This is a genomic window from Roseovarius sp. EC-HK134 (assembly GCF_902498815.1).
In the GTDB taxonomy this organism is placed as follows: Bacteria; Pseudomonadota; Alphaproteobacteria; order Rhodobacterales; family Rhodobacteraceae; genus Roseovarius; species Roseovarius mucosus_A.
Genome location: NZ_LR701544.1, coordinates 2,560,893 through 2,585,361, shown reverse-complemented (window position 1 = coordinate 2,585,361; position 24,469 = coordinate 2,560,893). Strand labels below are relative to the sequence as shown.

27 protein-coding genes are annotated in these 24,469 nt (G+C 62.2%); 17 read left to right on the top strand and 10 right to left on the bottom strand.

The window, feature by feature from the left end:
* Positions 1–18: 18 nt before the first annotated feature.
* The gene (locus tag GC127_RS16415) at positions 19–1,623 is read right to left on the bottom strand and encodes a trimethylamine methyltransferase family protein (RefSeq protein WP_302848605.1); all 1,605 of its coding nucleotides are present in this window, start codon (positions 1,621–1,623) and stop codon (positions 19–21) included.
* Positions 1,624–1,753: 130 nt separating this feature from the next.
* Between GC127_RS16415 and GC127_RS16410 the strand changes: the two genes are divergently transcribed.
* The 6 genes from GC127_RS16410 to GC127_RS16385 all read left to right on the top strand — a co-directional run bounded on the left by GC127_RS16410 (position 1,754) and on the right by GC127_RS16385 (position 7,558).
* Positions 1,754–2,401: a TetR/AcrR family transcriptional regulator gene (locus GC127_RS16410; protein ID WP_151979034.1), complete on the top strand. Its 648-nt coding sequence runs from the start codon at positions 1,754–1,756 to the stop codon at positions 2,399–2,401.
* A gap of 121 nt (positions 2,402–2,522) precedes the next feature.
* Positions 2,523–3,656 (top strand): ABC transporter substrate-binding protein, encoded by a 1,134-nt coding sequence (locus GC127_RS16405; RefSeq protein ID WP_008282356.1) that lies wholly within the window; start codon positions 2,523–2,525, stop codon positions 3,654–3,656.
* 113 nt (positions 3,657–3,769) lie between these two features.
* Positions 3,770–4,645 carry a uroporphyrinogen-III C-methyltransferase gene (cobA, locus tag GC127_RS16400; RefSeq protein WP_151979033.1) on the top strand — a complete coding sequence of 292 codons (876 nt, stop codon included), beginning with the start codon at positions 3,770–3,772 and terminating at the stop codon, positions 4,643–4,645.
* On the top strand, positions 4,633–5,898 hold the full coding sequence (locus GC127_RS16395) for a cobyrinate a,c-diamide synthase (protein ID WP_151979032.1): 1,266 nt from the start codon (positions 4,633–4,635) through the stop codon (positions 5,896–5,898). Before cobA ends, GC127_RS16395 begins: the two co-directional genes overlap by 13 nt.
* Positions 5,899–5,941: 43 nt before the next feature.
* Complete coding sequence (locus GC127_RS16390; RefSeq protein ID WP_008282359.1) at positions 5,942–7,159, top strand: MFS transporter; 1,218 nt, start codon at positions 5,942–5,944, stop codon at positions 7,157–7,159.
* Between the two features lie 12 nt (positions 7,160–7,171).
* Complete coding sequence (locus GC127_RS16385; RefSeq protein WP_151979031.1) at positions 7,172–7,558, top strand: hypothetical protein; 387 nt, start codon at positions 7,172–7,174, stop codon at positions 7,556–7,558.
* A gap of 12 nt (positions 7,559–7,570) precedes the next feature.
* Here GC127_RS16385 and GC127_RS16380 read toward each other — a convergent pair whose 3' ends face one another.
* Positions 7,571–8,461, bottom strand: a complete 891-nt coding sequence (locus tag GC127_RS16380; protein ID WP_151979817.1) for an NAD(P)-dependent oxidoreductase — start codon at positions 8,459–8,461, stop codon at positions 7,571–7,573.
* Between the two features lie 80 nt (positions 8,462–8,541).
* On the opposite strand from GC127_RS16380, the gene GC127_RS16375 reads away from it, so the two are divergent.
* The 6 genes from GC127_RS16375 (at position 8,542) to grxD (ending at position 15,106) form a co-directional block, all read left to right on the top strand.
* Entirely contained in the window at positions 8,542–11,019 is a 2,478-nt protein-coding gene (locus tag GC127_RS16375; protein WP_008282362.1) for a penicillin acylase family protein, read from the top strand.
* Positions 11,020–11,188: 169 nt separating this feature from the next.
* Positions 11,189–11,725: a phosphoribosylglycinamide synthetase gene (locus GC127_RS16370; protein ID WP_254700143.1), complete on the top strand. Its 537-nt coding sequence runs from the start codon at positions 11,189–11,191 to the stop codon at positions 11,723–11,725.
* 179 nt (positions 11,726–11,904) lie between these two features.
* A complete protein-coding gene (purL, locus tag GC127_RS16365; protein WP_151979030.1) occupies positions 11,905–14,070 on the top strand; it encodes a phosphoribosylformylglycinamidine synthase subunit PurL in 2,166 nt (721 codons plus the stop codon).
* 193 nt (positions 14,071–14,263) lie between these two features.
* Positions 14,264–14,500, top strand: coding sequence for a BolA/IbaG family iron-sulfur metabolism protein (locus GC127_RS16360; RefSeq protein ID WP_008282366.1), 237 nt, complete (start codon positions 14,264–14,266; stop codon positions 14,498–14,500).
* A 4-nt stretch (positions 14,501–14,504) separates the two neighbouring features.
* Complete coding sequence (locus GC127_RS16355; protein ID WP_008282367.1) at positions 14,505–14,735, top strand: hypothetical protein; 231 nt, start codon at positions 14,505–14,507, stop codon at positions 14,733–14,735.
* Positions 14,736–14,743: 8 nt separating this feature from the next.
* Entirely contained in the window at positions 14,744–15,106 is a 363-nt protein-coding gene (grxD, locus tag GC127_RS16350) for a Grx4 family monothiol glutaredoxin (RefSeq protein WP_008282368.1), read from the top strand.
* Positions 15,107–15,144: 38 nt separating this feature from the next.
* On the opposite strand, the gene speB is transcribed toward grxD, so the two are convergent.
* Together speB and GC127_RS16340 are read right to left on the bottom strand one after the other, a co-directional pair.
* Complete coding sequence (gene speB / locus GC127_RS16345) at positions 15,145–16,110, bottom strand: agmatinase (protein ID WP_151979029.1); 966 nt, start codon at positions 16,108–16,110, stop codon at positions 15,145–15,147.
* A gap of 9 nt (positions 16,111–16,119) precedes the next feature.
* A complete protein-coding gene (locus GC127_RS16340; protein ID WP_151979028.1) occupies positions 16,120–17,283 on the bottom strand; it encodes a M20 aminoacylase family protein in 1,164 nt (387 codons plus the stop codon).
* A 62-nt stretch (positions 17,284–17,345) separates the two neighbouring features.
* Between GC127_RS16340 and mazG the strand changes: the two genes are divergently transcribed.
* The 3 genes from mazG (at position 17,346) to GC127_RS16325 (ending at position 19,015) form a co-directional block, all read left to right on the top strand.
* Positions 17,346–18,161, top strand: coding sequence for a nucleoside triphosphate pyrophosphohydrolase (gene mazG, locus GC127_RS16335; protein ID WP_151979027.1), 816 nt, complete (start codon positions 17,346–17,348; stop codon positions 18,159–18,161).
* Between the two features lie 74 nt (positions 18,162–18,235).
* Positions 18,236–18,616, top strand: a complete 381-nt coding sequence (locus tag GC127_RS16330) for a DUF2237 family protein (RefSeq protein WP_151979026.1) — start codon at positions 18,236–18,238, stop codon at positions 18,614–18,616.
* A gap of 3 nt (positions 18,617–18,619) precedes the next feature.
* Positions 18,620–19,015: a carboxymuconolactone decarboxylase family protein gene (locus GC127_RS16325; RefSeq protein WP_151979025.1), complete on the top strand. Its 396-nt coding sequence runs from the start codon at positions 18,620–18,622 to the stop codon at positions 19,013–19,015.
* An 11-nt stretch (positions 19,016–19,026) separates the two neighbouring features.
* On the opposite strand, the gene trpB is transcribed toward GC127_RS16325, so the two are convergent.
* The 6 genes from trpB to ihfB all read right to left on the bottom strand — a co-directional run bounded on the left by trpB (position 19,027) and on the right by ihfB (position 22,759).
* On the bottom strand, positions 19,027–20,250 hold the full coding sequence (gene trpB, locus GC127_RS16320) for a tryptophan synthase subunit beta (protein WP_008282375.1): 1,224 nt from the start codon (positions 20,248–20,250) through the stop codon (positions 19,027–19,029).
* Positions 20,251–20,330: 80 nt separating this feature from the next.
* Positions 20,331–20,960 carry a class I SAM-dependent methyltransferase gene (locus tag GC127_RS16315; RefSeq protein WP_151979024.1) on the bottom strand — a complete coding sequence of 210 codons (630 nt, stop codon included), beginning with the start codon at positions 20,958–20,960 and terminating at the stop codon, positions 20,331–20,333.
* Positions 20,961–21,024: 64 nt separating this feature from the next.
* Positions 21,025–21,483 carry a GNAT family N-acetyltransferase gene (locus tag GC127_RS16310; RefSeq protein WP_151979023.1) on the bottom strand — a complete coding sequence of 153 codons (459 nt, stop codon included), beginning with the start codon at positions 21,481–21,483 and terminating at the stop codon, positions 21,025–21,027.
* Entirely contained in the window at positions 21,467–22,114 is a 648-nt protein-coding gene (locus GC127_RS16305) for a phosphoribosylanthranilate isomerase (protein ID WP_151979022.1), read from the bottom strand. Before GC127_RS16305 ends, GC127_RS16310 begins: the two co-directional genes overlap by 17 nt.
* A gap of 9 nt (positions 22,115–22,123) precedes the next feature.
* Positions 22,124–22,474 carry a lipopolysaccharide assembly protein LapA domain-containing protein gene (locus tag GC127_RS16300; protein ID WP_037269371.1) on the bottom strand — a complete coding sequence of 117 codons (351 nt, stop codon included), beginning with the start codon at positions 22,472–22,474 and terminating at the stop codon, positions 22,124–22,126.
* A 3-nt stretch (positions 22,475–22,477) separates the two neighbouring features.
* Positions 22,478–22,759, bottom strand: coding sequence for an integration host factor subunit beta (ihfB, locus tag GC127_RS16295; protein ID WP_008282380.1), 282 nt, complete (start codon positions 22,757–22,759; stop codon positions 22,478–22,480).
* Positions 22,760–23,078: 319 nt separating this feature from the next.
* Between ihfB and GC127_RS16290 the strand changes: the two genes are divergently transcribed.
* Complete coding sequence (locus GC127_RS16290; RefSeq protein WP_151979021.1) at positions 23,079–24,020, top strand: nucleoside hydrolase; 942 nt, start codon at positions 23,079–23,081, stop codon at positions 24,018–24,020.
* Positions 24,017–24,463, top strand: a complete 447-nt coding sequence (locus GC127_RS16285) for a GNAT family N-acetyltransferase (protein WP_151979020.1) — start codon at positions 24,017–24,019, stop codon at positions 24,461–24,463. Before GC127_RS16290 ends, GC127_RS16285 begins: the two co-directional genes overlap by 4 nt.
* Positions 24,464–24,469: the final 6 nt, after the last annotated feature.

Below are 24,469 nucleotides of genomic sequence, written 5' to 3'. Positions count from 1 at the left end.
GCCTTTCGTCAATTCGTTTCAATACCAGGCGTCGGCCATCTCGGATTTGCGCTGCGCGATGAAATCGCAGAGCGCCCCATCAATGCCCGCGTCTAGCGGTGGCGCCTCATACGTCGCCAACACCGCTTTCCATGCGCCATTGGCGCGCGTCATCGCATCGACGCCCCCCGCCTCCGACCATGTCTCATAGGTGGTGTTGTCGTCCAGCCCGCTATCCCAATAGGCGGTCTCGTAATGGCGCAGGGTATGGGCACAGCCAAACATATGCTCTCCCGGCCCCTTCTCGGCCAAGGCCTCGAAGGCCAGCGTGTCCTCGTTGACCTCCAACCCCTTAAGCCACGCATGCAGCGCGCCGCACATATCCATATCCAACATCAGCTTTTCATAGGACATCGACAGCAACCCATCGAGGAACCCTGCCGAATGCAGGATGAAATTGGCCCCGCCATTCACTGCCGACATCATCGACATCATGGCCTGCGTCATCGCCTGCCCGTCCGGCAATTTTGAGGTGCTGAAATTGCCCGCGCAACGCAGGGGCATGTTCAGCCGCCGCGCGATCTGACCCATCACCAGCGATCCCAGCGCAGGCTCGGGCGTGCCAAAGGTGGGCGATCCGGTGCGCAGCGACATCGACGACAGGAAACTGCCCAGAATTGCCGGTGCCCCGGGCCGCACCAATTGCGTCAGCGCACATCCCACCATGCTTTCGGCCAGACATTGCGCAATCGCCCCCGGCATGGTCAGCGGCGATACAGCGCCCCCCAACAGAAACGGCAGATGGATGGATCCCTGACCGGCAGCTGCATAGGCGCGAATACCCCGCGTGCTCACCCCATCCCAGACCAAGGGCGAGGTCGAATTGAAATTGCCCATGATCACGCAATGGCTGTCGACATACTCCGCCCCAAACAGGATGCGGCACATCTCGATACTATCCTCAGCCCGCTCCGGCGCGGTGATCGAGCCCAGAAAGGCCCGGTCCGAATAGCGCATGTGCGCGTAAACCATATCCAGATGCCGCTTGTTCACCGGAATATCCGTCGGCTCACAGATCGTGCCGCCCGAATGATGCAGCCAGGGCGAGGATTGCGCCAGCTTGATCAGGTTCTGGAAATCCTCAATCGTGCCATAGCGCCGCCCCTTGTCCAGATCCATCACGAAGGGCGACCCATAGGCGGGTGCAAACACCATCGACTTGCCGCCGATCCGCACCGATTTGGCCGGATTGCGCGCATGCTGTGTGAATTCCGCCGGAGCAGTGGCCAAAAGACCCCGGATCAACCCCGGCTCAAACGTGACATTCCACGCCTCTGGCCCCACCTCGCGCGCCTTGCCCCCGGCCTGCTGAAACAGTCGCACTGTCTCTGGATCTTCGCGAAATTCGATCCCGATTTCGGCCAGAATTCGATCTGCGGTGGCGATAATCGCCTCTAACGATTCCTCTGACGCGATGTCATGGGTGGGAATACCCCGCGTGATATAGGGAACATGCAGCGGATTCACCCCGGCCCCCGCCCCGGTGCCCCGGCGCACCTGCATGGCGGCGCGCCCGCCGCGCGCCCGACGCGCAAGTGGAACAGGCGTATCACAGGAAATTTCAGTAGGTATCGCGTGCGGCATGTGCCTGATCCTGGGCTGGCCGGAACTACGCCGGCGGCGGCATCAAAACTTTATCGACACTACTGTCGAGAAAATCAACTAACATGTCAAGATATTTGCCAGCCCCCGAAAAAGCGTCTAGTCTTGGGCAATGAACCGCACCCAAACCAACCACCGCGCCAAACCCGCCCCCGATCCCGCCACCCGCGGGTCCGAGGATCTGTGGCTGGGTGCCGCCTATGAGGTGCTCGTCACCGCCGGGGTGGATGCGGTCAAGGTGATGCCTCTGGCGCACATGCTTGGCCTGTCGCGCACCAGTTTTTATTGGCACTTCAAGGATCGAGAGGCGCTGCTTTCCGCCCTTCTCGACCGCTGGGAGGCGCAGAACACCGGCAATCTTGTCGCCCGGACCGAAGCCTATGCAGACTCGATCAACGAGGCGCTCTACAATCTCTTCGACTGCTGGCTTACCCGCGAGCTGTTTGATTCCCGCCTTGATTTCGCGATCCGCAACTGGGCGCTTGGGGATCCGGTGGTCAAGGCCAAGCTGCAACGCACCGATGAAACCCGCATCACCGCCATCCGTGCCATGTTCGCGCGATTCGGCTACGCCCCCGATCACGCCGACACCCGCGCCCATACCGTCTATTACACCCAGATCGGCTATATCTCGATGATGGTGGCCGAACCCCGCGATATCCGCATCGCCCGCATGCCCGCCTATGTCGAGAATTTCTCGGGCCACGCCCCGGCCCCCGCCGAAACCGCCCGCTTCATGGCCCGCCATACCTCAACCTGATCCAATCCGCTGCCATCTGGACCTTTTGCCAAAGCTGTGGAAAGGATTGAGCACCGCCTTCTGGGGGACCAAGGGCAATCCGGGACGGACCAAACCGCCCGACATCAGGGAGAGATGACATATGACATTCAAGACACTGGCCATCGCAGGAGCGCTCAGCCTTGCCGCCGCCACCGCGCAGGCTGATATCAAGGTCGGCATGATCACCACGCTATCAGGCGGCGGCGCAGGGCTCGGCATTGACGTGCGCGATGGCTTCATGCTGGCGCTAGAGCAATCGGGACGCAGCGATATCGAGGTGATCATCGAGGACGATCAGCAAAAACCCGACATCGCCGTGCAACTCTCGGACAAGATGATTCAATCCGACAAGGTCGATGTGATGACGGGCATCATCTGGTCCAACCTCGCCATGGCGGTGGTGCCCGGTGCCGTGGCCCAAGGCAAATTCTACCTCTCGCCCAATGCTGGCCCCTCGGCGCTGGCGGGGCAAGGCTGCCTGCCCAACTATTTCAACGTCGCCTGGCAGAACGACAACCTGCACGAGGCTGCAGGGGCCTATGCCAATGACGCAGGCTATAAAAACAGCTTCATCCTCGCGCCCAACTACCCGGCAGGTCAGGACGCGCTGACCGGCTACAAACGGTTCTACAAGGGCGAATTGGCGGGTGAAATCTACACCCAACTCGGCCAGACCGATTACGCCGCCGAAATCGCCCAAATCCGCGCGAGCGGCGCTGACTCTGTGTTCTTCTTCCTGCCCGGCGGAATGGGCATCTCCTTCCTCAAGCAATATGCCGACAGCGGTGTCGGCCTGCCCGTGGTCGGCCCCGCCTTCAGCTTTGACCAAGGCATCCTTCAGGCCGTGGGCGACGCAGCCCTTGGCGTGGTCAACACATCGCAATGGTCCAAGGACATCGACAACGCAACCAACGCCGCTTTTGTCGCCAGCTTTCAGGAAAAATATGGCCGCCTGCCCTCGCTCTACGCAAGCCAAGGCTTTGACACCGCCAATCTCCTGATTTCCGCATTGGACACGGCGCAACCCTCGGATGCTGACGCCTTCCGCGCCGCCCTCAAAGCGGCCGATTTCGCCAGCACGCGCGGCGATTTCGCCTTTGGCAACAACCATCACCCGATCCAGGACATCTATGTTCGCGAGGTGATCAAAGAGGGCGACGTCTACACCAACAAGATCATTGGCGTGGCGCTAGAGGATCACGTCGACGCCTACGCCGCAGAGTGCAAGATGTAACACGCCTTTGGCCGGGCCGCCCATGGCCCGGCCACCCCCTGCATGTCGCTCTGACCCCGGTGCATGGTCGTTTGCCACCTTTCCCCCACATCAAACTCGCGGCATAGAAAGATATGACCGACTCGCACCACCCCACTCTCCCCTCGCTGCCCGGCACCGACTGGCCCCGGATGGAACCCGGCTGGGTTTGGCTCTGTGGCGCGGGCCCCGGCGATCCCGGCCTTCTGACACTGCACGCGCTCAATGCCCTGCAACAGGCCGATGTGGTGATTTATGACGCGCTGGTGCAGGACTGCATCCTCGACTGGGCACCGCAGGCCCGCCATATCTATGCGGGCAAACGCGGCGGAAAACCTTCGGCGAAGCAGCGCGATATTTCCCTGCAACTCGTCGATCTCGCCCGCGAAGGGCTGCGCGTGCTGCGCCTCAAGGGGGGCGACCCCTTTGTCTTTGGGCGCGGCGGCGAAGAGGCGCAAACGCTGGTGCAGCATGGCGTGCCCATCCGCATCATTCCGGGCATCAGCGCCGGTATCGGCGGGTTGGCCTATGCGGGCATTCCCGTGACACACCGCGATGTGAACCAATCCGTGACCTTCGTGACAGGCCACGACCAGTCCGGTCACACCCCTTCCTCGCTGAATTGGCAGGCGATTGCGCAGGGCAGTCAGGTTATCGTGATCTACATGGGCATGAAGCACGCAGGCCAGATCAGCGCGGCGCTTCTGGATGCAGGCCGCCCGGTGGATGAGCCCTGCGCCGTCGTGTCCTCCGCCACCACCCCGGATCAGCGCGTGCTGGAAACCACCCTTGGACAGCTTGCCGCCGATATCGAGACAAGCGGGTTCGAGCCGCCTGCGATCCTTTGCATCGGACGCTCCGTGCTCATGCGCCAAGTGCTTGACTGGCAGGGGATGCTGGCCGGTGCCGCCCCGCGTGATCTTGATCCGCTCGGGCGCGGCCTGCCCGCCGAGACCGCATGCGGGGGCTGATCCTCGCTGCACCCTCGTCGGGCGCGGGGAAAACCACGCTTACCCTCGCCCTTCTGCGCCTCTTGTCTCGCGAGGGGCTGCCCGTGCGCGGTGCGAAATCCGGCCCCGATTACATCGACCCCCGCTTTCACGAGGCCGCCTGCGGCGCGCCTTGCCCCAATCTCGACGCTTGGGCCATGACGCCCGACCGCCTGCGCAGCCTTGCAGCGGGCCAAGGTCTGCTGATCATCGAGGGGGCCATGGGCCTCTTTGATGGCGCACCGCCCGATGGGCGTGGCGCTGTGGCAGATCTCGCGCGGCATCTCAGCCTGCCCGTGGTGCTGGTGGTCGATGCAGGCCGCATGGCGGGCTCTATCGCGCCGCTTGTAGCAGGCTTTGCAGGCTTTGACGCCCGCGTGCGCGTGTCAGGCGTGATGCTCAACAACGTGGGCTCTGACCGGCACGAAGCGATGCTGCGCCGCGCCCTCGCCCCCCTTGGCCTGCCCGTTTTGGCCGCCCTCCGTCGCAACCCGGCGCTGGCGCAACCCTCGCGCCATCTGGGTCTGGTCCAAGCCAGCGAGCGCCCTGATTTGCACCAGTTCCTCGACACCGCCGCCGACGCGCTCGCCATGACACTCGACCGCGAAACGCTGCTCGCACTCGCCGCCCCCTTGCCCGACGCCCAAGCGGCCCCACGCCTCACCCCTCCGGCTCAGGTGATCGCCGTGGCCCAAGACCCCGCCTTTGGCTTTGCCTATCCGCATATGCTGGCCGATTGGCAGGCAGCAGGGGCGGAAATCCGTCCCTTTTCCCCACTGGCCAACGAACCCGTGCCACAAGCAGAGTTCATCTTTCTTCCCGGCGGCTACCCGGAACTGCACGCAGGCCAGATCGCCGCCAATGAAATCTTCATGCAAAGCCTCAAGAATGCCGCACAAACCTCAGATATATATGGAGAATGTGGTGGATATATGGTTCTGGGCGACAGCCTGACCGATGCCAGCGGCACCCGGCACACCATGGCTGGCTTGTTGCCGCTAGACACGAGCTTTGCCACCCGCCGCCTCCATCTCGGCTACCGCCATCTTGCGGCGCACACCGGCCCATTTCCGGGCACATGGGCCGCGCATGAATTCCACTATGCCACCACCCTGCGCGCGGATGGCCCAACGCTGTTCACCGCAACAGACGCCGAAGGCACAGAGCTGCCCCCGATGGGCCTCCACTCGGGCCGGGTGAGCGGCTCTTTCGCGCATCTCATCGACCGCGCCTGAATTACGCTTGCAGCCTGCCCGCGACGGGTCTAGCACTTCGGCCATGACCGATATCGCCCTTCATCCCGACGACAGCCGCGCCAAACGCAATGTGGCCGTTCTCGTCGCAGCCCAAGCCATTTTGGGCGCGCAAATGCCGATGATCTTTGTCGTGGGTGGGCTGGCCGGGCAATCGCTCGCCTCCAACATCTGCTTCGCGACCTTGCCGATTTCCTTGATCGTGCTCGGCTCAATGCTCTCGGCCACACCGATTTCGCATCTGATGCAGCGCTATGGCCGCCGCACCGGGTTTTTCATCGGCGCAGGCGCAGGCGCGCTTGGCGGGGCCATCGGCGCCTATGGGCTTTATACCGCCTCTTTCCCGATCTTCCTTTTGGGCAGCCTCATCACCGGCACCTATATGTCAGCCCAAGGCTTTTACCGCTTTGCCGCAGCCGATACCGCCAGCGACGCCTTCCGCGCCAAGGCCATTTCCTACGTCATGGCAGGGGGCCTGCTCAGCGCCGTGATCGGGCCGCAGCTGGTCAAGGCCACCTCTCAGGCCATGGTGATTCCGTTTCTGGGCACCTATCTCGCGGTCATCGCTCTCAATATCGCAGGCGCGTTCCTGTTTCTCTTGCTCGATATCCCCAAACCGCCCCAACCCGCCGTCGACGCCCCGCATGGCCGCACGCGGATGGAACTTCTGAAAACGCCGCGCATCGCCGTGGCGGTGATCTGTGCCACCGTATCCTACGCGCTGATGAATTTGGTGATGACCTCAACGCCGCTCGCCGTAGTTGGCTGCGGCTTTGACGCGGGCAATGCAGCGGATGTGGTCACGGCGCATGTGCTGGCGATGTATATCCCCTCGTTCTTCACCGGCCATCTGATCGCCCGCTTTGGCGTGGAAAAAATCGTGGCCATTGGCCTTGTCATCCTCGCAGGCGCAGGCGCGGTGGCCTTGAACGGCGTGCATCTGGAAAACTTCTTCGTCGCCCTCATCCTCTTGGGCATCGGCTGGAATTTCGGCTTTATCGGGGCCACCACCATGCTTGCAGGGGCCCATGAGCCTCAGGAACGTGGCCGCATGCAGGGGCTCAACGATCTTATCGTCTTTGGCGGTGTGACCTTTGCCTCCCTGTCCTCCGGTGGCCTGATGAACTGCTCCGGCGGCACGCCCGAGGCGGGCTGGACTGCGGTTAACCTCGCCATGGCCCCCTTCCTGATGCTGGCAGGTGGGGCGCTCATATGGCTTACCCTGCGCCCAAAAGAGGCCTGAGCAGGGGCGCACATGATAAGGCAAATCTGGCAGAGTTACCGCCGCCTGCCCCTCTGGGTGCAGCTTTGGGTCGCCCTCATCCTCGTGCCGGTCAATGCTGCGTCGCTCTTCTTTGTCACACAGCCTGCCGGCGCGTGGCTGGCACTCATGGCGGTCGGCGCGATGCTCTGCAATGGCGTACTGATGCTGATCGAGCGCGGCTTTTCCAAGGTTATGGCACTGCCGCATATCCTCATCTGGACACCGATGCTGGGCCTGATCCTGTGGCTTTTGACCCAAGACATTACCCCGACCTACCGCAACTATCTGGTGATCCTGCTGGCGGTCGATGTCTTTTCGCTGATCCTTGATGTCATCGACAGCCGCAAATGGCTGTCAGGCGACCGCAAGATCGCCTGACACCGCGCTATGTCACCCAAGCTTGCGCAGCCGCGCAAACAGGCTCGACGTATCCCAGCGACCGCCGCCCATCTTCTGCACATCTTTGTAGAACTGATCCACCAGCGCCGTCACCGGCAGGCTGGCGCCGGTCTCATCAGCGGTGCTGAGGCAAATGCCCAAATCCTTGCGCATCCAGTCGACGGCAAAGCCGTGGTTCCATTTGTCGTCAATCATCGTCTCATACCGGTTCGACATCTGCCAAGATCCCGCCGCCCCCTGAGAGATGACCTCGACCACCGCGCGCCCATCCAGCCCTGCCTTTTCCGCAAAGTGCAGCGCCTCGGCCAGACCCTGAACCAGACCGGCAATCGCGATCTGATTGCACATCTTGGTCATCTGCCCGGCCCCGCTCTCGCCAATCCGACGGCAAAGCTTGGCATAGACCTGCATCACCGGCTCAGCCGCCGCATAGGCCGGCTCATCGCCGCCACACATGATCGAAAGCTGGCCTTTTTCGGCCCCCGCCTGTCCACCCGACACGGGCGCATCAACGAAATTCAGCCCCGCTGCCTTGGCCTCGGCATAAAGCTCGGCTGTAACCTTGGACGACACCGTGGTGTGATCCACAAAAATCGCGCCTGCCGCCATACCGGCAAAGGCCCCATCGGCCCCAAGACAGACCGACCGCAGATCATCGTCATTGCCCACGCAGGCCATCACGAAATCGGCCCCTTCGGCGGCCTCGCGCGGGGTGGCGGCATGACGCCCACCATGCTCTTTTGCCCAGGCTTCGGCCTTGGCCGCCGTGCGGTTATAGACACAGACCTCGTGCCCGGCTGCTGCCAGATGCCCCGCCATCGGATAGCCCATAACCCCGAGCCCCAGAAACGCCAGTTTTGCCATTGTCCTGTCCTCTCCCATACTGTGTGCCATTGTCTTGCCGGGGTTTTCTGACTATCCCCGGCAGGTGATGCAAGCGGAAAATAGGGCGGTGCCGGGGCATGTCAGGGCTGGTGAAATGGTTATTGCGGCTGGCAGGCGGCGCGATCCTCTTGGCCGTTCTGGCGCTGTTGGGGGCCTATTTCCTGCTGTCGCGCTCTCTGCCCGACTATGACAAGACGCTGAGCGTGCCGGGCATCACCGCCCCGGTCGAAATCGTGCGCGACAATGCGAATGTGCCCCATATTCTGGGCCAGACGGATGCCGACAGCTTCTTTGGATTGGGCTATGCCCATGCACAGGATCGGCTGTGGCAGATGATGACGATGCGCCGCACCGTGCAAGGGCGGCTCTCAGAGGTGTTCGGCACCCGCACCGTCAAGATCGACAGCACCATGCGCCGCTTTGACCTCTACACGCTCGCGCGCCAATCTGTCACCGTGCAGGACGCCGAAACCCTGGCCGCGCTCAAGGCCTATTCCGATGGCGTCAACGCCCGCCTGAACGAAATCAACCGCGAGGCTCTGGGGCGCGGCGCACCCGAACAATTCATCTTCAACGCCCCGATTGCGCCTTGGCAACCGGCTGATTCCATTGCGCTGATCAAGCTGATGGCCGTGCAGCTGTCTTCGCATCTGGAAAACGAAGTGCTCTTTGCCCGAGCGGCGCTTGCGCTGGAAAACCCTAATCGCTTGGCCGATATCATGCCACTGGCACCGGGCAGCGGCATCGCGGCCTTGCCGGAATATGCCGCCCTCTTTCCCGGTGCCAACTGGTCGCGCATCGCGCAAACGAGCCCTGAAAGAGGTGATCCGCTCTCGCCCTTCAAACGCCGCGCCTTTGCCGGGGCCTCGAATGCCTTTGCCGCTGCGCCCTCGCGCTCGGCCTCGGGCGGCACGCTTCTGGCCAATGACCCGCATCTGGGCTTTTCCGCACCGAATATCTGGTATCTCGCCCGCCTGAACCTGACATCCGGTGGCGTGATCGGTGGCACCATTCCCGGCATACCGGCCATCCTGACCGGGCGCAGCGCGCGGTTGGGTTGGGCGGTCACCTCGTCCTATCTCGACGATCAGGACCTTTATATCGAAGAGCTGAACCCCGATGATCCCAATCAATACCGCACGCCCGACGGATGGAAACCGTTTCGCACCACGCGGTCTATCGTCGAGATCAAGGATGCCGATCCCGTCACACTGACCCTGCGCTGGACAGAGAACGGCCCCGTCCTGCCCGGCAGCCATTACAATCTGGCCGAAGTGACACCCGCAGGCCATGTGGCCGCGCTGAATTGGACCGCGCTCAGCCCAGAGGATACAACCATGTCCTCGGCCATCGGCCTGATGCGCGCGCAATCGGTGCAGGACGCGATTGACCTCAGCCGTCTTTATATTGCGCCCTCCCAGAACCTTACCTTGGTGGACCAAAGCACGATCGCCATGCGTACCATCGGGGCAATGCCTCGCCGTGACGCCCGCCATGAGAGCGAGGGGCGGATGCCCGCGCGCGGCTGGCTGCCGGAAAACCGCTGGCAGGGCACGCTGCCCTTTGCCGCCAATCCCGAATTCGTGGCCCCCTCTGGCGGCATCCTTGGCAATACCAACAACAAGGTCGTTGATCGCCCCTTTCCCATGCATGTGAGCCACCTCTGGGGTGATACCCAGCGGGTCCATCGCTGGCGCAGGCTCATGCAGGGGCGAGAGGTGCATACCCGAGAAAGCTTTATCGAGGCACAACTCGACACCGTCAGCTTTACCGCCCGCTCGCTTTTGCCCCTGATTGGTGCCGATCTGTGGTTTACCGGCGAATCCGCCCCCGAAGGCACGCCCGAACGCCTGCGCCAACGCGCGCTCACCATGCTTGCCGACTGGAACGGCGAAATGAACGAACATCTGCCCGAGCCGCTGCTTTACGCCGCGTGGATGCGCGCGCTGATGGACCGGCTCATTCGCGATGACTTGGGCCCCCTCTCGCGAGAGTTTGACCACCCTGATCCGATCTTCATTGAACGGGTATTCCGCAATGTCGATGGCGCCGCCGACTGGTGCGATGTCAAGCAATCAGCGGCGATTGAGACCTGCACGGATACCGCCCGCATGGCGCTCGACGATGCGCTGATCTGGATTTCCGAGCGCTATGGACAATCCCTCGAAAGCCTGCGCTGGGGCGACGCGCATCAGGCCACCCATGACCATCAAGTGCTGGGAGACGTGCCGCTCCTGCGCCATTTCGTCAACATCCGCCAATCCACCTCGGGCGGCGACAATACGCTCCTGCGCGGGCGCACGCGTGGCGGCAACGGGCCGGACCCGTTTCACAACGTGCATGGGGCAGGGTATCGCGGGGTCTATGACTTTGCCGATCCCGATAGCAGCGTCTTTATCATCGCCACCGGCCAATCAGGGCATTTCCTCAGCCGCTATTACGACAACCTGTCGCAACTCTGGCGGCGCGGCGAGTATATCCCGATGTCGCTCGATCCTGATCTGGCGCGCGCGGCCTCAGTGGGTATCACCACCCTGCTCCCCACAGATCAATAATCGCGACATGAGCACAACTGCGCAGGGCTCATCGCTTGCGCAGCATTTCACCCAGATATTTTTTCCATCCGTTCGGAACCACAGCACACCTCCTGCGTTGATCTCTCAAGCGCGTATTTGGCGCGTTGATGCAAACCGCAGGATGGACCCTGCAGAAACGGAGGACGATATGATGTTCCGCAAACTGGCTCTCGCAACGGCCCTCACAAGCGTCACAGCCCTCGCCGCGCATGCCGCAGATGAAGGCGGCACCGAACGGCAGGCCCAAGACAACAGCGGCGTCGACGCCATCTACGAAGAAAGCCAAGGCACGGTAGAAAGCGCAGCATCGGGCAATTGGTCCGCAGCCACTGTCGCCGACAATGGCGACTTGCACGCGCCCACAGACCTTGATCTGGCCGCCAAGGACCAGCGCAAGGCCAGCGACACTCTTGTCGAAAACATTCTGGCCGAGGCCGAAACAGGGGCCACGCTCAGCTCTGTGGATGACAAGGTGATTGGCGAAGTCGTCTCGCACGCAGGCGATGAAAGCGCAGAACACTATATCTACGTCGATGTGCATGCGGATGCCGAAATTCCGGCGGAGCGTATCGGCTTTCAGGCTGGGACACTCAGCGTTGCCGAAAACGGTGGCTTGGAATACGCGATGACCCTCGAGCAGTTGCGCACCGCCGTGGCCGAGAAAGTCGCGACGATGACGCAGTAACCATTTGCCTTTCCACCGCGCGCTCCTCCCTCCCGGCGCGCCTGCGGCCCGGCCCTGTAAAGGCCGGGCCGTTTTGCTGTCCGATACCAAAATCGCCCCCCCAGATCACGCGCCCCTTCCCCCCGCCGCACCTGTGGTTTAAAGACCCGCACATGCATATCCCCGAAGGAGCCCGCCCGATGCAGGAACCGTCCATCACCCCCGATCTCGTCGCGGCCCATGGCCTCAAGCCCGAGGAATACGACCGTATCCTCGAGATCATCGGGCGAGAGCCGACCTTTACCGAATTGGGCATCTTTTCGGCCATGTGGAACGAGCATTGTTCCTACAAATCCTCCAAGAAATGGCTGCGCACCCTGCCCACCACCGGCCCGCAGGTGATCTGTGGCCCGGGTGAGAACGCGGGCGTGGTCGATATCGGCGACGGTCAGGCGGTTGTGTTCAAAATGGAAAGCCACAATCACCCCTCCTATATCGAACCCTATCAGGGTGCGGCGACCGGCGTGGGCGGTATCCTGCGCGATGTCTTCACCATGGGCGCGCGCCCCATCGCTTCGATGAATTCACTCAGCTTTGGCATGCCGTCACACCCCAAGACCCGCCAGCTTGTGCATGGCGTGGTTGCGGGCGTAGGCGGCTATGGCAATTGCTTTGGCGTGCCCTGCGCGGGCGGCGAGGTGCGGTTTGATCCGGCCTATAACGGCAACTGCCTTGTGAATGCCTTTGCCGCAGGTCTGGCGGACGCAGACAAGATTTTCTACTCAGCCGCTTCGGGCGTCGGTATGCCCGTGGTCTATCTCGGGGCCAAGACGGGCCGAGACGGTGTCGGTGGCGCGACAATGGCCTCTGCGGAATTCGACGACAGCATCGAGGAAAAACGCCCCACCGTTCAGGTGGGCGACCCGTTCACCGAAAAACGCCTGATGGAGGCCTGTCTCGAACTGATGGCCACCGGCGCGGTCATCTCGATCCAGGATATGGGCGCCGCGGGCCTCACCTGCTCTGCGGTGGAAATGGGCGACAAGGGCGGGCTTGGCGTCAAACTGCACCTCGACGCCGTACCACAGCGCGAGGCGAACATGACCGCCTATGAGATGATGCTGTCCGAATCTCAGGAACGCATGCTCATGGTCCTGCGCCCCGAGCTTGAGGCCGAGGCCCGCGCCGTGTTCGAGAAATGGGATCTCGACTTTGCTATCGTCGGCGAAACCATCGCCGAAGACCGGTTCCTGATCCTGCACGGCAATGAGATCAAGGCCGACCTGCCATTGGCCACTCTCTCTGGCTCAGCCCCCGAGTATGACCGGCCATGGGTGGAAACAACACCCGCCACGCCGCTTGACCCCGCGACCGTGCCCGGCGTCGATCCGATTGACGGCCTCAAGGCGCTGATCGGCTCGATCAACTACTGCGCCCGGCAATGGGTTTACGAGCAATATGACACCATGGTCATGGCCGACACCGCCCGCACCCCCGGTCAGGGCGCAGGTCTCATCCGCGTGCATGGCACCGACAAGCTTTTGGCCTTCACCTCCGACGTAACCCCACGCTACGTCAAGGCCAACCCGGTTGAGGGCGGCAAACAGGCGGTGGCCGAGGCCTATCGCAACCTCTCCGCCTTGGGCGCGGTCCCGCTTGCCACCACCGACAACCTCAATTTCGGTAACCCCGAAAAGCCCGAGATCATGGGCCAATTCGTCGGGGCGATCAAAGGCATCGGCGAGGCGGTGGCCGCCCTCGACATGCCCATCGTGTCGGGCAATGTCTCGCTCTACAACGAAACTGACGGCACCGCGATCCTGCCCACCCCCACCATCGGCGCAGTGGGCATCATCCGCGATCCGGAAACGGCAATCACCGGACAGGTGCGTGACGGGCATGTGGCCCTTCTCTTGGGCGAAACCCACGGGCATCTGGGGCAATCCGCGCTGCTGGCCGAGGTGTTTCACCGGGTCGAAGGCGATGCACCGCCCGTAGACCTTGCCGCCGAAAAGCGGCATGGCGATTTCATCCGCGCCAACCACGCGCTGATCAAGGCCTGCACCGACCTCAGCGATGGCGGTCTGGCCTTGGCCGCCTTCGAATTGGCCGAGGCGGCGGGTGTCGGCGTCCACCTCGACAGCGATGACACAGCCACCCTCTTTGCCGAGGATCAGGCGCGCTATCTCATCGCCTGCAACTTCGATCAGGCCGAGGCGCTGATGATCGCCGCAGGCCGTGCGGGCGTGCCCCTCACCGCCGTGGGCCGCTTTACTGGTGACACCGTGCGCTTGGGCAAATCCGAAGCGGCGCTGAGCGAGCTATCGGATATCTTCCGGGGCACATTCGGGGCGACCTTCGGCTAAGGGGCCAAGGGCGGCGCGATAGCCATGATGGGCCTGATCCCATCATGGCCCAAAACTTTGGTACGCATTAACTGACGCCCCGCTCAAGAAGGACCACAGATCACGCGCAAGCCGGGCGCAGCACTGCACCCTCCCTTGCACTCGCCCCGGCGGCGCTCTACATCTTGGGCAAGACCTGACAAGGAGACCCCCGATGGCCATGCTCGCCTCTGATCTAGAAGCCCTGATCCGTCAGGCGCTCCCCAATGCCAAGATCACCGTCGAAGGCGATGACGGCGTGCATTTTGCCGCCGAAGTCATCGACGAGAGCTTTCGCGGCATGAACCGCGTGCAACAGCAACGCGCCGTTTACGCCGCCCTTAAGGGCAAAATGGATGGGCCCAACGGTGCCGTGCATGCGCTGGCGCTGACCACCAAGGCCCCTGCCTGACGCAATGGAACCTCGCCTGCTCGTTGCTCTGCTGCTTTTGCCCTTCGCTGGCATCTTTGCCTATACGATGTGGCACGAAATTCTGCGCTATCGTCGCGATGGGCGCGCAGCTTATGGCTTGGGGTATTGCGAAGAAACCGACAGCACCCATGTCACCCTTTTGGGCGACACCGAAACCAGCTATGACCCTGAAGAGACCGACTCCACCGGCCAAGGCCACCTAAGAGACCGATAGGATATATCATGACTGACGCCAAAACCCGCATTGAAGAGACCGTGAAATCCGCCGATGTCGTGCTCTACATGAAGGGCACCAAGGACATGCCGCAATGCGGCTTCTCCTCCCGCGTGGCGGGCGTGCTGAATTACATGGGCGTTGATTTCAAGGATGTGAACGTACTCGACGATGCGGACATCCGCCAAGGGATCAAGGACTATTCCGACTGGCCCACCATCCCGCAGCTTTACGTCAAAGGCGAATTCGTGGGCGGCTGCGACATCATCACCGAGATGACACTCTCGGGCGAACTCGACGACCTTTTCGAGAAATCCGGCGTGTCCTATGACAAGGACGCCGCCGAGAAAATCCGCGAAGCCAACGCCTGAGCGACCAAGGCGGCCGGACGGACCGGCCGCCTGTCTTCTCAATCGCGCCGGGTCCAGCCCCAGAGGCACAGCATTTCCATCAGCACATGCGCCCCCGCAATCGCGGTGGCCCCCGTTGTGTCATAGGGTGGCGAAACCTCGACCATATCGCCGCCCACCAGATTGATCCCCGCCAGATCGCGCAAAATTATCGCCGCCTGCCCCGAGGTCAGCCCCCCCCAAACCGGCGTGCCGGTGCCGGGTGCATAGGCCGGGTCAAGCGCGTCAATGTCAAAGGTCATATAAACCTGCGCATCGCCCACGCTCTCCTTGATCTTGCGCGCGATTTCCACCGGCCCCTCCAGATGCACCTGCCGCGCATCAAGCGTGGTAAAGCCCATTGTGTCGGGATTAGTGGTGCGAATGCCCACCTGCACCGAGCGCGCCACATCCACAAACCCTTGCTTCACCGCCTTGTACATCATCGTGCCATGGTCAATGCGCGTCAGATCGTCATCCGCCCATGTGTCGGAATGGGCATCGAAATGCACCACCGCCAGCGGCCCATATTTTTCCGCATGCGCCTGCAACAGCGGCAGTGTGATATAGTGATCGCCCCCGATGGCAAAACAGGCGGCCCCAGCCTCCAAGATACCCTTGGCATGCTCATGTAATGCCTTAGGAAAGGCCGATACATGCGCGTAATCAAAGGCTAAATCCCCGTAATCCACAATGCTGAGATGGGACAGCGGATCATAGCCATCCCAGCCATAGGGCGGATCATAGACCTGCAATGCGCTCGCCTCACGCACCGCACGCGGCCCCATGCGGGTGCCGGTCCGGTTGGTCACGGATTGATCAAACGGCACCCCGGTGATCGCCACATCCACGCCGCTCAAGTCCTTGCTATAGCGCCTCCGCGCAAAGGACAGCGCCCCACCAAAGGTGTTCTCATAGCTTGCCCCCCGCAACTCCGCGCGGGTGAACGCCTGATCCACCTGCTTCTTCGCATCTTCCAGTGCCATGGCTTTCCCTCAGCTCACAGGTTGCGCGCGCTCGACCAGCCGCGCGAAAAACGAGGCCCCAACCGGCGCCACCGCATCATTGAAATTGAACCCCGGATGATGCAAGCCCGGCCCCTCGCCCTGCCCAAGAAACAGATACGACCCGGGGCGCTCTTGCAGCATATAGGAAAAATCCTCGGCCCCCATCTCGCGCGGGCGGTCCGCGATGACAGCATCCGCGCCCACCACCTCGCGCGCCACCTCTGCGGCAAAGGCGGTCTTGTCGGCATCATTATAGGTCGCGGGGTATCCCAGCTCGATCCGCACCTCGGCCCGCACCCCATGCGCCGCCGCCGTCCCCAACGCCACTTCGCGCAGCCGTCGATGCACCATTTCCTGCACTTCGGGCGTGAAGGTTCGGATCGTGGCGTTGATATAGGCGGTCTCGGGGATCACGTTATCAACCGTGCCGGTATGAATCTGCGTCACCGAGATTACCAGATCATCCAGCGGGTTGCGGTTGCGGCTGACAATGGTCTGGATCGCCTGAACGATGGCCACCGCCGCCACCACCGGGTCAAGGCATTCATGCGGCATCGCCCCATGCCCACCCCGCCCGATCACGTCGATATGCAGCGTATCCACCGCCGCCATGATCGGCCCCGGCGTGGTCTCGAACGTGCCAGCCGGCGCGCCGGGCAGCGTGTGCAGCGCATAGACCTGCTCCACCCCGTAGCGGCTCAATGCGCCCTCTTCGACCATGATGCGCCCGCCGCCCGGCCCCTCTTCTGCCGGTTGAAACAGCAGCACCACACGCCCTGCAAAATTCCGCGTCTCCGCCAGATATTTGGCGGCCCCCAGCAACATCGTCGTATGCCCGTCATGGCCGCAGGCATGCATTTTGCCGGGGGTCTGGCTGGCATACTCTAGCCCGGTAATCTCGGTCATCGGCAGCGCGTCCATATCAGCCCGCAACCCAATCGTGGGGCCATTACCCCGCCCGTCGATCACCGCGACCACACCACTGGTCGCCACCCCGGTTTCGATCTGGGTTATGCCAAACTCGCGCAACCGCTCGACCACAAAACCCGCTGTTTCATGGCAATCAAAGCCCAACTCGGGATGCGCATGCAAATGCCGCCGCCACGCCGTCATTTCCTCGGAAAACCCGGCAATTCGATTGATCACGGCCATCTCTGGACATCCCTTCTTTCTCGCGTCAGGGTCCACTCAACCCCAAAGACGAGGCCGCCGCAATGCCTGACGATATGCTCATCCACGATCCCGACGGGGGCTTGCCCCGCCTCATCGCCATCATGGCGCGGCTGCGCGATCCCGATACCGGCTGTCCTTGGGACATCGAACAGGATTTCGCCAGCATCGCCCCCTACACGATTGAAGAGGCCTATGAGGTGGCCGACGCCATCGAGCAGCAGAACTGGCAAGAGCTGCGCGGCGAATTGGGCGACTTGCTCTTGCAGGTCGTGTTTCATTCCCAAATTGCCCAGGACCAAGGCCTGTTTGATGTGCAGGACGTGGCCAACGCCATCTCTGACAAGATGGTCGCACGCCATCCGCATGTGTTCGGCGCCGAAAGCCGCGACAAGACCGCCGAGCAACAGACCCGCGATTGGGAGGTGGTCAAGGCCGCCGAACGCGCCGCCGAGGCCAAGACCGGCACGCTTGACGGTGTGGCCCTTGGCCTGCCTGCGCTCCTGCGCGCGGTCAAACTGCAAAAACGCGCCGCGCGGGTGGGCTTTGATTGGCCCGACTCCTCTCATGTTCTCAACAAGATACGCGAAGAAGTTGAAGAGTTGCACGAAGCCGCAACCGAACTGACCCAAGACGCGGTCGAAGAGGAGTTCGGCGATCTTCTGTTTGTCATGGCCAATCTCGCCCGGCACATGAAGGTTTGCCCCGAAACTGCCCTGCGCCGCGCCAATGCCAAATTCACCCGGCGATTCGAGCGGATCGAGGCGCTCTTGGCCGAACGCGGCAAACGCCCGATCGAGTCGGATCTGGCAGAAATGGACACGCTCTGGGATCAGGCCAAGGCCGAAGAACGCCAGTGAACGCACGCTGACAACCGCTTGTAAACACGCGCAAAACCCGCCACTCTCAGACCAACAGCGAAAGGACCAAAGCAATGTCGATCATGGATGAGGCCCGCAATGTTCTGGGCGAGGCGCTGGAACCCTGTTCAACCAAGCCGCTCACCGGCTTTTTCCGGGATGGTCATTGCAACACCTGCGCCGAGGATCATGGCAGCCACACGGTCTGCGCCCTGATGACCGCAGAGTTTCTGGCCTTTTCCAAATATGTCGGCAATGATCTGAGCACGCCACACCCCGAATTTCAGTTTCCCGGCCTGAAACCGGGCGATCACTGGTGTCTCTGCGCCGCGCGCTTTCTTCAGGCCCATGACGAGGGGTGCGCGCCTTTGGTGCGGCTTGATGCCACCCATGTGCGCGCCCTCGAAATCGTTCCGCTCGAGGTTCTGCAACAACATGCCGCCCCCGAGAGGTAAGACATGGCCACAGTGACCCTCATCAGCGATGCCGAAGCCACACCAGAGGTGCGCGCCGTCTTCGACGACATCCGCGCCACGCGCGGCAGCGATTTCATCAACAATTTCTGGCGCGCGCTGGCGCATGACCCGGCGCTCCTCAGCGCCACATGGCAGCGGCTCAAATCCGTGATGGGCCCCGGCACCCTTGATCCCCTGACCAAGGAGCTGATCTATATCGCCGTGTCTGTCGCCAACAGCTGCGAATACTGCGCCCATTCCCACACCGCAGCGGCCCGCGCCAAGGGCATGACCCCCGAACAACACGGCGAGTTGCTCTCCGTCATCGGCATGGCATCGCAAACCAACGCCCTCGCCACCGCTCTTCAGGTGCCGGTGGATGAGGTGTTCAAGGTCTGACGCGCAACGCCTCAGATCTTCATGTCAAATCCCAGATGCTTGGCGACGGTAAAGATATCCTTGTCGCCGCGCCCGCACATATTCATCACCAACAGATGATCCTTGGGCAGGGTCGGCGCGATTTTCATCACATGGGCCAAGGCATGGCTTGGTTCCAGCGCGGGAATAATCCCCTCCTGCGCACAGCAAAGCTGGAACGCCTCCAGCGCCTCGACATCCGTGATCGAGACATATTTGGCGCGCCCCGTTTCATGCAGCCAGCTATGCTCGGGTCCAATCCCCGGATAATCAAGACCGGCTGAGATGGAATGCCCCTCAAGGATCTGCCCATCGGCATCCTGCAAAAGATAGGTGCGGTTGCCATGCAACACGCCGGGCCGCCCGCCCGTCAGCGACGCGCAATGCTCCATCCGGTCATCAACGCCATGGCCCCCGGCCTCGACCCCGATGATATTTACCGTTGGATCGTCAAGGAAGGGGTAAAACAGCCCCATCGCATTTGACCCGCCGCCAATCGCCGCCACCAGCGTATCCGGCAGACGCCCTTCGGCGGCCTGCATCTGCTCTTTGGTTTCCTTGCCGATGATCGATTGGAAATCGCGCACCATCGCCGGATAGGGATGCGGCCCAGCCACGGTGCCGATGCAATAGAACGTGTCACGCACATTCGTGACCCAATCGCGCAGCGCGTCGTTCATCGCGTCCTTGAGCGTGCCGCGACCAGACGTGACCGGCACCACCTCCGCGCCAAGCAAACGCATCCGGAACACATTGGGCGCCTGACGCTCGACATCATGCGCGCCCATATAGACCACGCATTGCAGCCCGAACTTGGCGCAGACGGTCGCCGTGGCAACCCCATGCTGACCGGCCCCCGTTTCCGCGATGATCCGCTTTTTGCCCATACGGCGGGCAAGGATGATCTGCCCCAGCACATTGTTGATCTTATGCGCGCCCGTGTGGTTCAACTCATCCCGCTTGAGATAAATCTTGGCCCCGCCAAAATGCTGCGTCAGACGGTCCGCATAATAGAGCGGCGACGGGCGGCCCACGTAATGCGTCCACAGATCGTGCATCTCGTCCCAGAACGATGGATCGGTCTTGGCGTGCTCATACTGCTCTTCCAGTTCCAGAATGAGCGGCATCAGGGTTTCCGACACAAACCGCCCGCCGAAATCGCCAAACCGGCCCTTTTCGTCGGGACCAGTCATAAAGCTGTTGAAGAGATCGTTCATTGTCTCGGGCCTTTGTCATTCGGGGAAGTCTGGGGTTGAATATGGGACGCGCGGGGGATTTTCCAGCGAAAAGCAGAATTTCAAAGGCGGCGGATCACATAGAGCCGCGACCAAAGGTCCGGCTCGGCCAAAAGAAAGGGCAAGAATGGCTCTGACCGCTGCGCGATATGGATCTGGCCACTGTCCACAAGCGATTCCAGCACCGATTGAAAGCCTTGCGCCTTCCATGTGGCCTCCAGCAGGTTGAACACCCCAATACCGCCGGGGCGCGTCACGCGGGCCAGATGAATAAGGCTCTCCGCCGGGGCATGACCGGGGCCAAACGCCCCGACACAGATAAAGCCTGCAAACCTGTCATCGGCAAAGGGCAGACCACTGCCCATCTCCGCCTCGACCAGATTGGCGTAATGCCCCGTTGCCTGCGCCGCCGCCAACATACCGGGCGAAAGATCACAGCCGGTGATCGGGCCATAGCCCAGGATCCGCAGGCTCTCGCCCACCAGCCCGGTGCCACAGGCGGCATCCAAAACAGGCCCCTCAGCCGTCCCCATGAACCGCGCAAACATCGCCGCCCCCAGCGACGGAAGCCGAAACCCCCGCGCCAGATTATCGGCGTCATAACTCAGCGCCCAATCGTTATAGATCGCGCGGGATTGCTCGGGCGTCTTCGCCCCATACACATCGCTCAGATCCTCGGGATCACGGGTCATCGCAGCCTCTTGTCGCTCTTTATAAAAGCATCTGTCGCGGGTTCGGGCCTGTCAACCGGAACACCTAATCCAAGGCCCGCTTAAAGCCGACATGCGACGCCCTGTAGCCAAGGCTCTCGTAAAACCGGCGGCTCTCGGTGCGGGTCGCATTCATGGTCAATTGGATCAACCGGCATCCGGCGGCACGCGCGCGCGCCTCGACATCCGCAAACATGAGATGCCCCAATCCCTGCCCCCGAAGATGCCTTGCAATCCGCACGCTTTCCACCTGCGCCCGCCGCGCCGCCAAAAGCGACAGCCCGCTGATCATCGTGATTTGATAGGTGGCCAGCACCGCGCCCTGTGCGTCAACGCCCACAATGAGGTGATTGTTGCCCTCGGCCTGCATGGCGTCAAAGGCGGTCAGATACTCGGCCATATCCCCCAGTTCCCGCCCCTGCCCCAGCACATCGTCGCGCAAAAGCGCAACCACCTGCGCAACCTCATCACGACGCGCCTCGCGGAATTCAAGCACCTTGGGCATTGCGGATAAACGCGCGGATCAGGCCTGCGTCCTTGATCCCCGGCGCGGCTTCGACCCCGCTTGAGACATCAAGTTGCCGCGCGCCCGTGCGCGCCACCGCGAGGGCCACATTGTCCGGGTTCAGCCCCCCCGCCAAAAGCCATGGCAACGTCCAGTCGCGCTCCGCGATCAAACCCCAGTCAAAGGCCAGCGCATTGCCGCCCGGTCGTGTCGCCCCCGGTGGGGGCTTGGCGTCGATCAAAAGCTGATCGGCCACACCGCTATACGCGTCAATCTGCGCCAGATCCACAGCTTCGGCGATCCCAATCGCCTTGATCACCGGCAGGCCATAGCGTGCTTTGATCTGCGATGCCCGCGCGGGGCTCTCCTCCCCATGCAATTGCAGGAAATCGAGCGGCACCTGATCCGTCAGCGCATCAAGCGTGGCGTCATCGGCATCGACCGTCAGCGCCACCTTGGCCACTCCCGGCGGCACGCCCAAGGCAAGCGCCCGCGCCTGCATCAGCCCCACATTCCGCGGTGATTTCTCGAAGAATACGAAACCGACATAGGCCGCACCCGCCTCGACCGCCGCCGACACGTCAGAAGCGGCGGTCAGACCGCAAATCTTGACACGAATATCTCTCGCCATGCGCTCAGGTTAACTCGCCTGATCCAACAGCGCCAGAACCTCATCCTTGCCCTGATGCCGCTCACCCTTAAGCCGCTTGATCTCGGCCCGCAGGCTTGCCAGTTCGCGCGCCTGCCGTGCCGCCGCCGCCCGTTCGCCCGCCTCACGAATCCATTCCCAGATGAACCCGACAATCAAACCCATCAGAATGCCACCAAAGATCACGATGAAAAGCGGCAGATCATAGGTCGGATTGAGCGCGGCAAACCCCGCCAATTCATCGGGCAACACCCGCAGGGTTACGACCCCGCGATTGGCCAGCGCAATGAGTACCAGCGCAAGGGCGAAAATGGCAATCGAAGCATAGCGGATATAGCGCATGGATTACTTTCCGTTGAGCCGGTCACGCAAGAGCTTGCCGGTCTTGAAGAAGGGCACGTTTTTCTCTTCAACATGCACGCTTTCACCGGTGCGTGGATTGCGACCCGTGCGCGCATCCCGCTTTTTCACCGAGAACGCACCAAAGCCGCGCAACTCGACGCGGTTGCCCTCGGCCAGCGCATCGGTGATCTCGTTGAAGATGGTGTTGACGATACGCTCGACGTCGCGCTGATAAAGATGCGGGTTCTCGTCAGCGATTTTTTGAATCAGTTCCGATCGGATCATCGGTGGTCTCTCCCCCGGCCTTATTGTTTGTAACTTTGTGGCAGTTGCAGGGGACTATAGCCAGAATGCCGCGAAACCCAAACAGAAAGCCGGGGCAAGAGACGGAAATCTATGCGGTTTTTTGCTGAGCATGGGCGATTTTTGTGCCCAACACCCATTGGGCGGCAACACATCCTTAGCCCCGCGCAGATGCTGCGCCGCGGCATCCGGATCACGCAGCCCTTGATTCGGATCGGCAACCTTAAGCGTTCGCACGACACCACTGGTGGACATTTCGCCACATCCGCCCCATGGTGCGCCGGGCACCGCGAGGACAGGTATGACGGCACGACAGATCATCATCGACACCGATCCCGGTCAGGATGACGCGGTGGCGATCCTCTTTGCCTTGGCCTGTCCCGAGGCGTTTGACCTGCTTGGCCTGACCTGCGTGGCAGGCAACGTGCCGCTGGATCTGACCACGCGCAACGCGCGCAAAATCTGCGAACTGGCGGGCCGCCCCGATCTTGCGGTCTTTGCCGGATGCGACCGGCCCCTTGGCCGCGCTCTGGTGACCGCAGAGCATGTGCATGGCCGCTCTGGCCTGGATGGCCCCGACCTGCCCGAACCGACCATGCCGCTTCAGGACCAGCACGCCGTCGATTTCCTTATCGACACCCTGCGCGCGCGCCCCGCCGGCACGGTCACGCTGGTGCCTATCGGCCCGCTCACCAATATCGCCACAGCCTTTCAGCGCGCGCCCGACATCGTCGCGCGCGTACAAGAGATTATCCTTATGGGCGGGGCCCATGCCGCGCATGGCAATGTGACCCCGGCGGCAGAATTCAACATCCATGTCGACCCCGAGGCTGCCGCCTGCGTGCTCGCCTCTGGCGTGCCACTGACCCTGCTGCCCCTCGATGTCACGCATCAGGCATTGGTCACCCCCGCCCGCAACGCCGCCTTTCGCGCCCTCGGAACCCCGGTGGGCGAGGCTGTCGGCGCACTGACCGGGTTTTACGAACGCTACCGCCCCGAACGCCACGGCGCGGATGGCGCACCGCTGCATGATCCCTGCACGATTGGCTGGCTCTTGCGCCCCGATCTTTTTACCGCCCGCCACGTCAATGTGGAAATCGAGACGCACTCGGAATTGACCATGGGCATGACCGTGGTGGATTGGTGGGCTGTAACCGGTCGCCCCGCCAATGCCACCTTTGTTCACGATATCAACGCGCAGGCCTTCTTTGACCTGCTCACTGAAAGGCTCGCGCGCCTATGACCGCCCTCACCCTCGCCCGGCCCGATGATCTGGACCGGCTCTTGTCTCTGGTCGCCGCCTTTCACCAAGAGACCGGCATTGCCCAGTCCGAGGCCATCCGCCGCGCCGCACTTTTGCCCATGCTCGAAGGCAGCCCGCATGGCGTGACCTACCTCATCGGACCGGGGCGTGCGCCAATCGGCTATATCGTCATCAGCTTTGGCTGGTCGGTCGAATTCGGCGGACTCGATGGATATGTCGATGAATTCTACATCCGGCCCAGCGTGCGCGGGCGCGGCATCGGCTCGGAAGTGATGATCAGCCTGCCCAAGGCCCTGGCCGGTGCCGGATTAAAGGCGCTGCACCTTGAAGTGCGGCGCGACAATGACAAGGCGCGCGCGCTCTATCGCAAGCTGCGTTTCGAACCACGCGACGCCTACAGCCTCATGACCTGTGCGCTCTAGACTTTC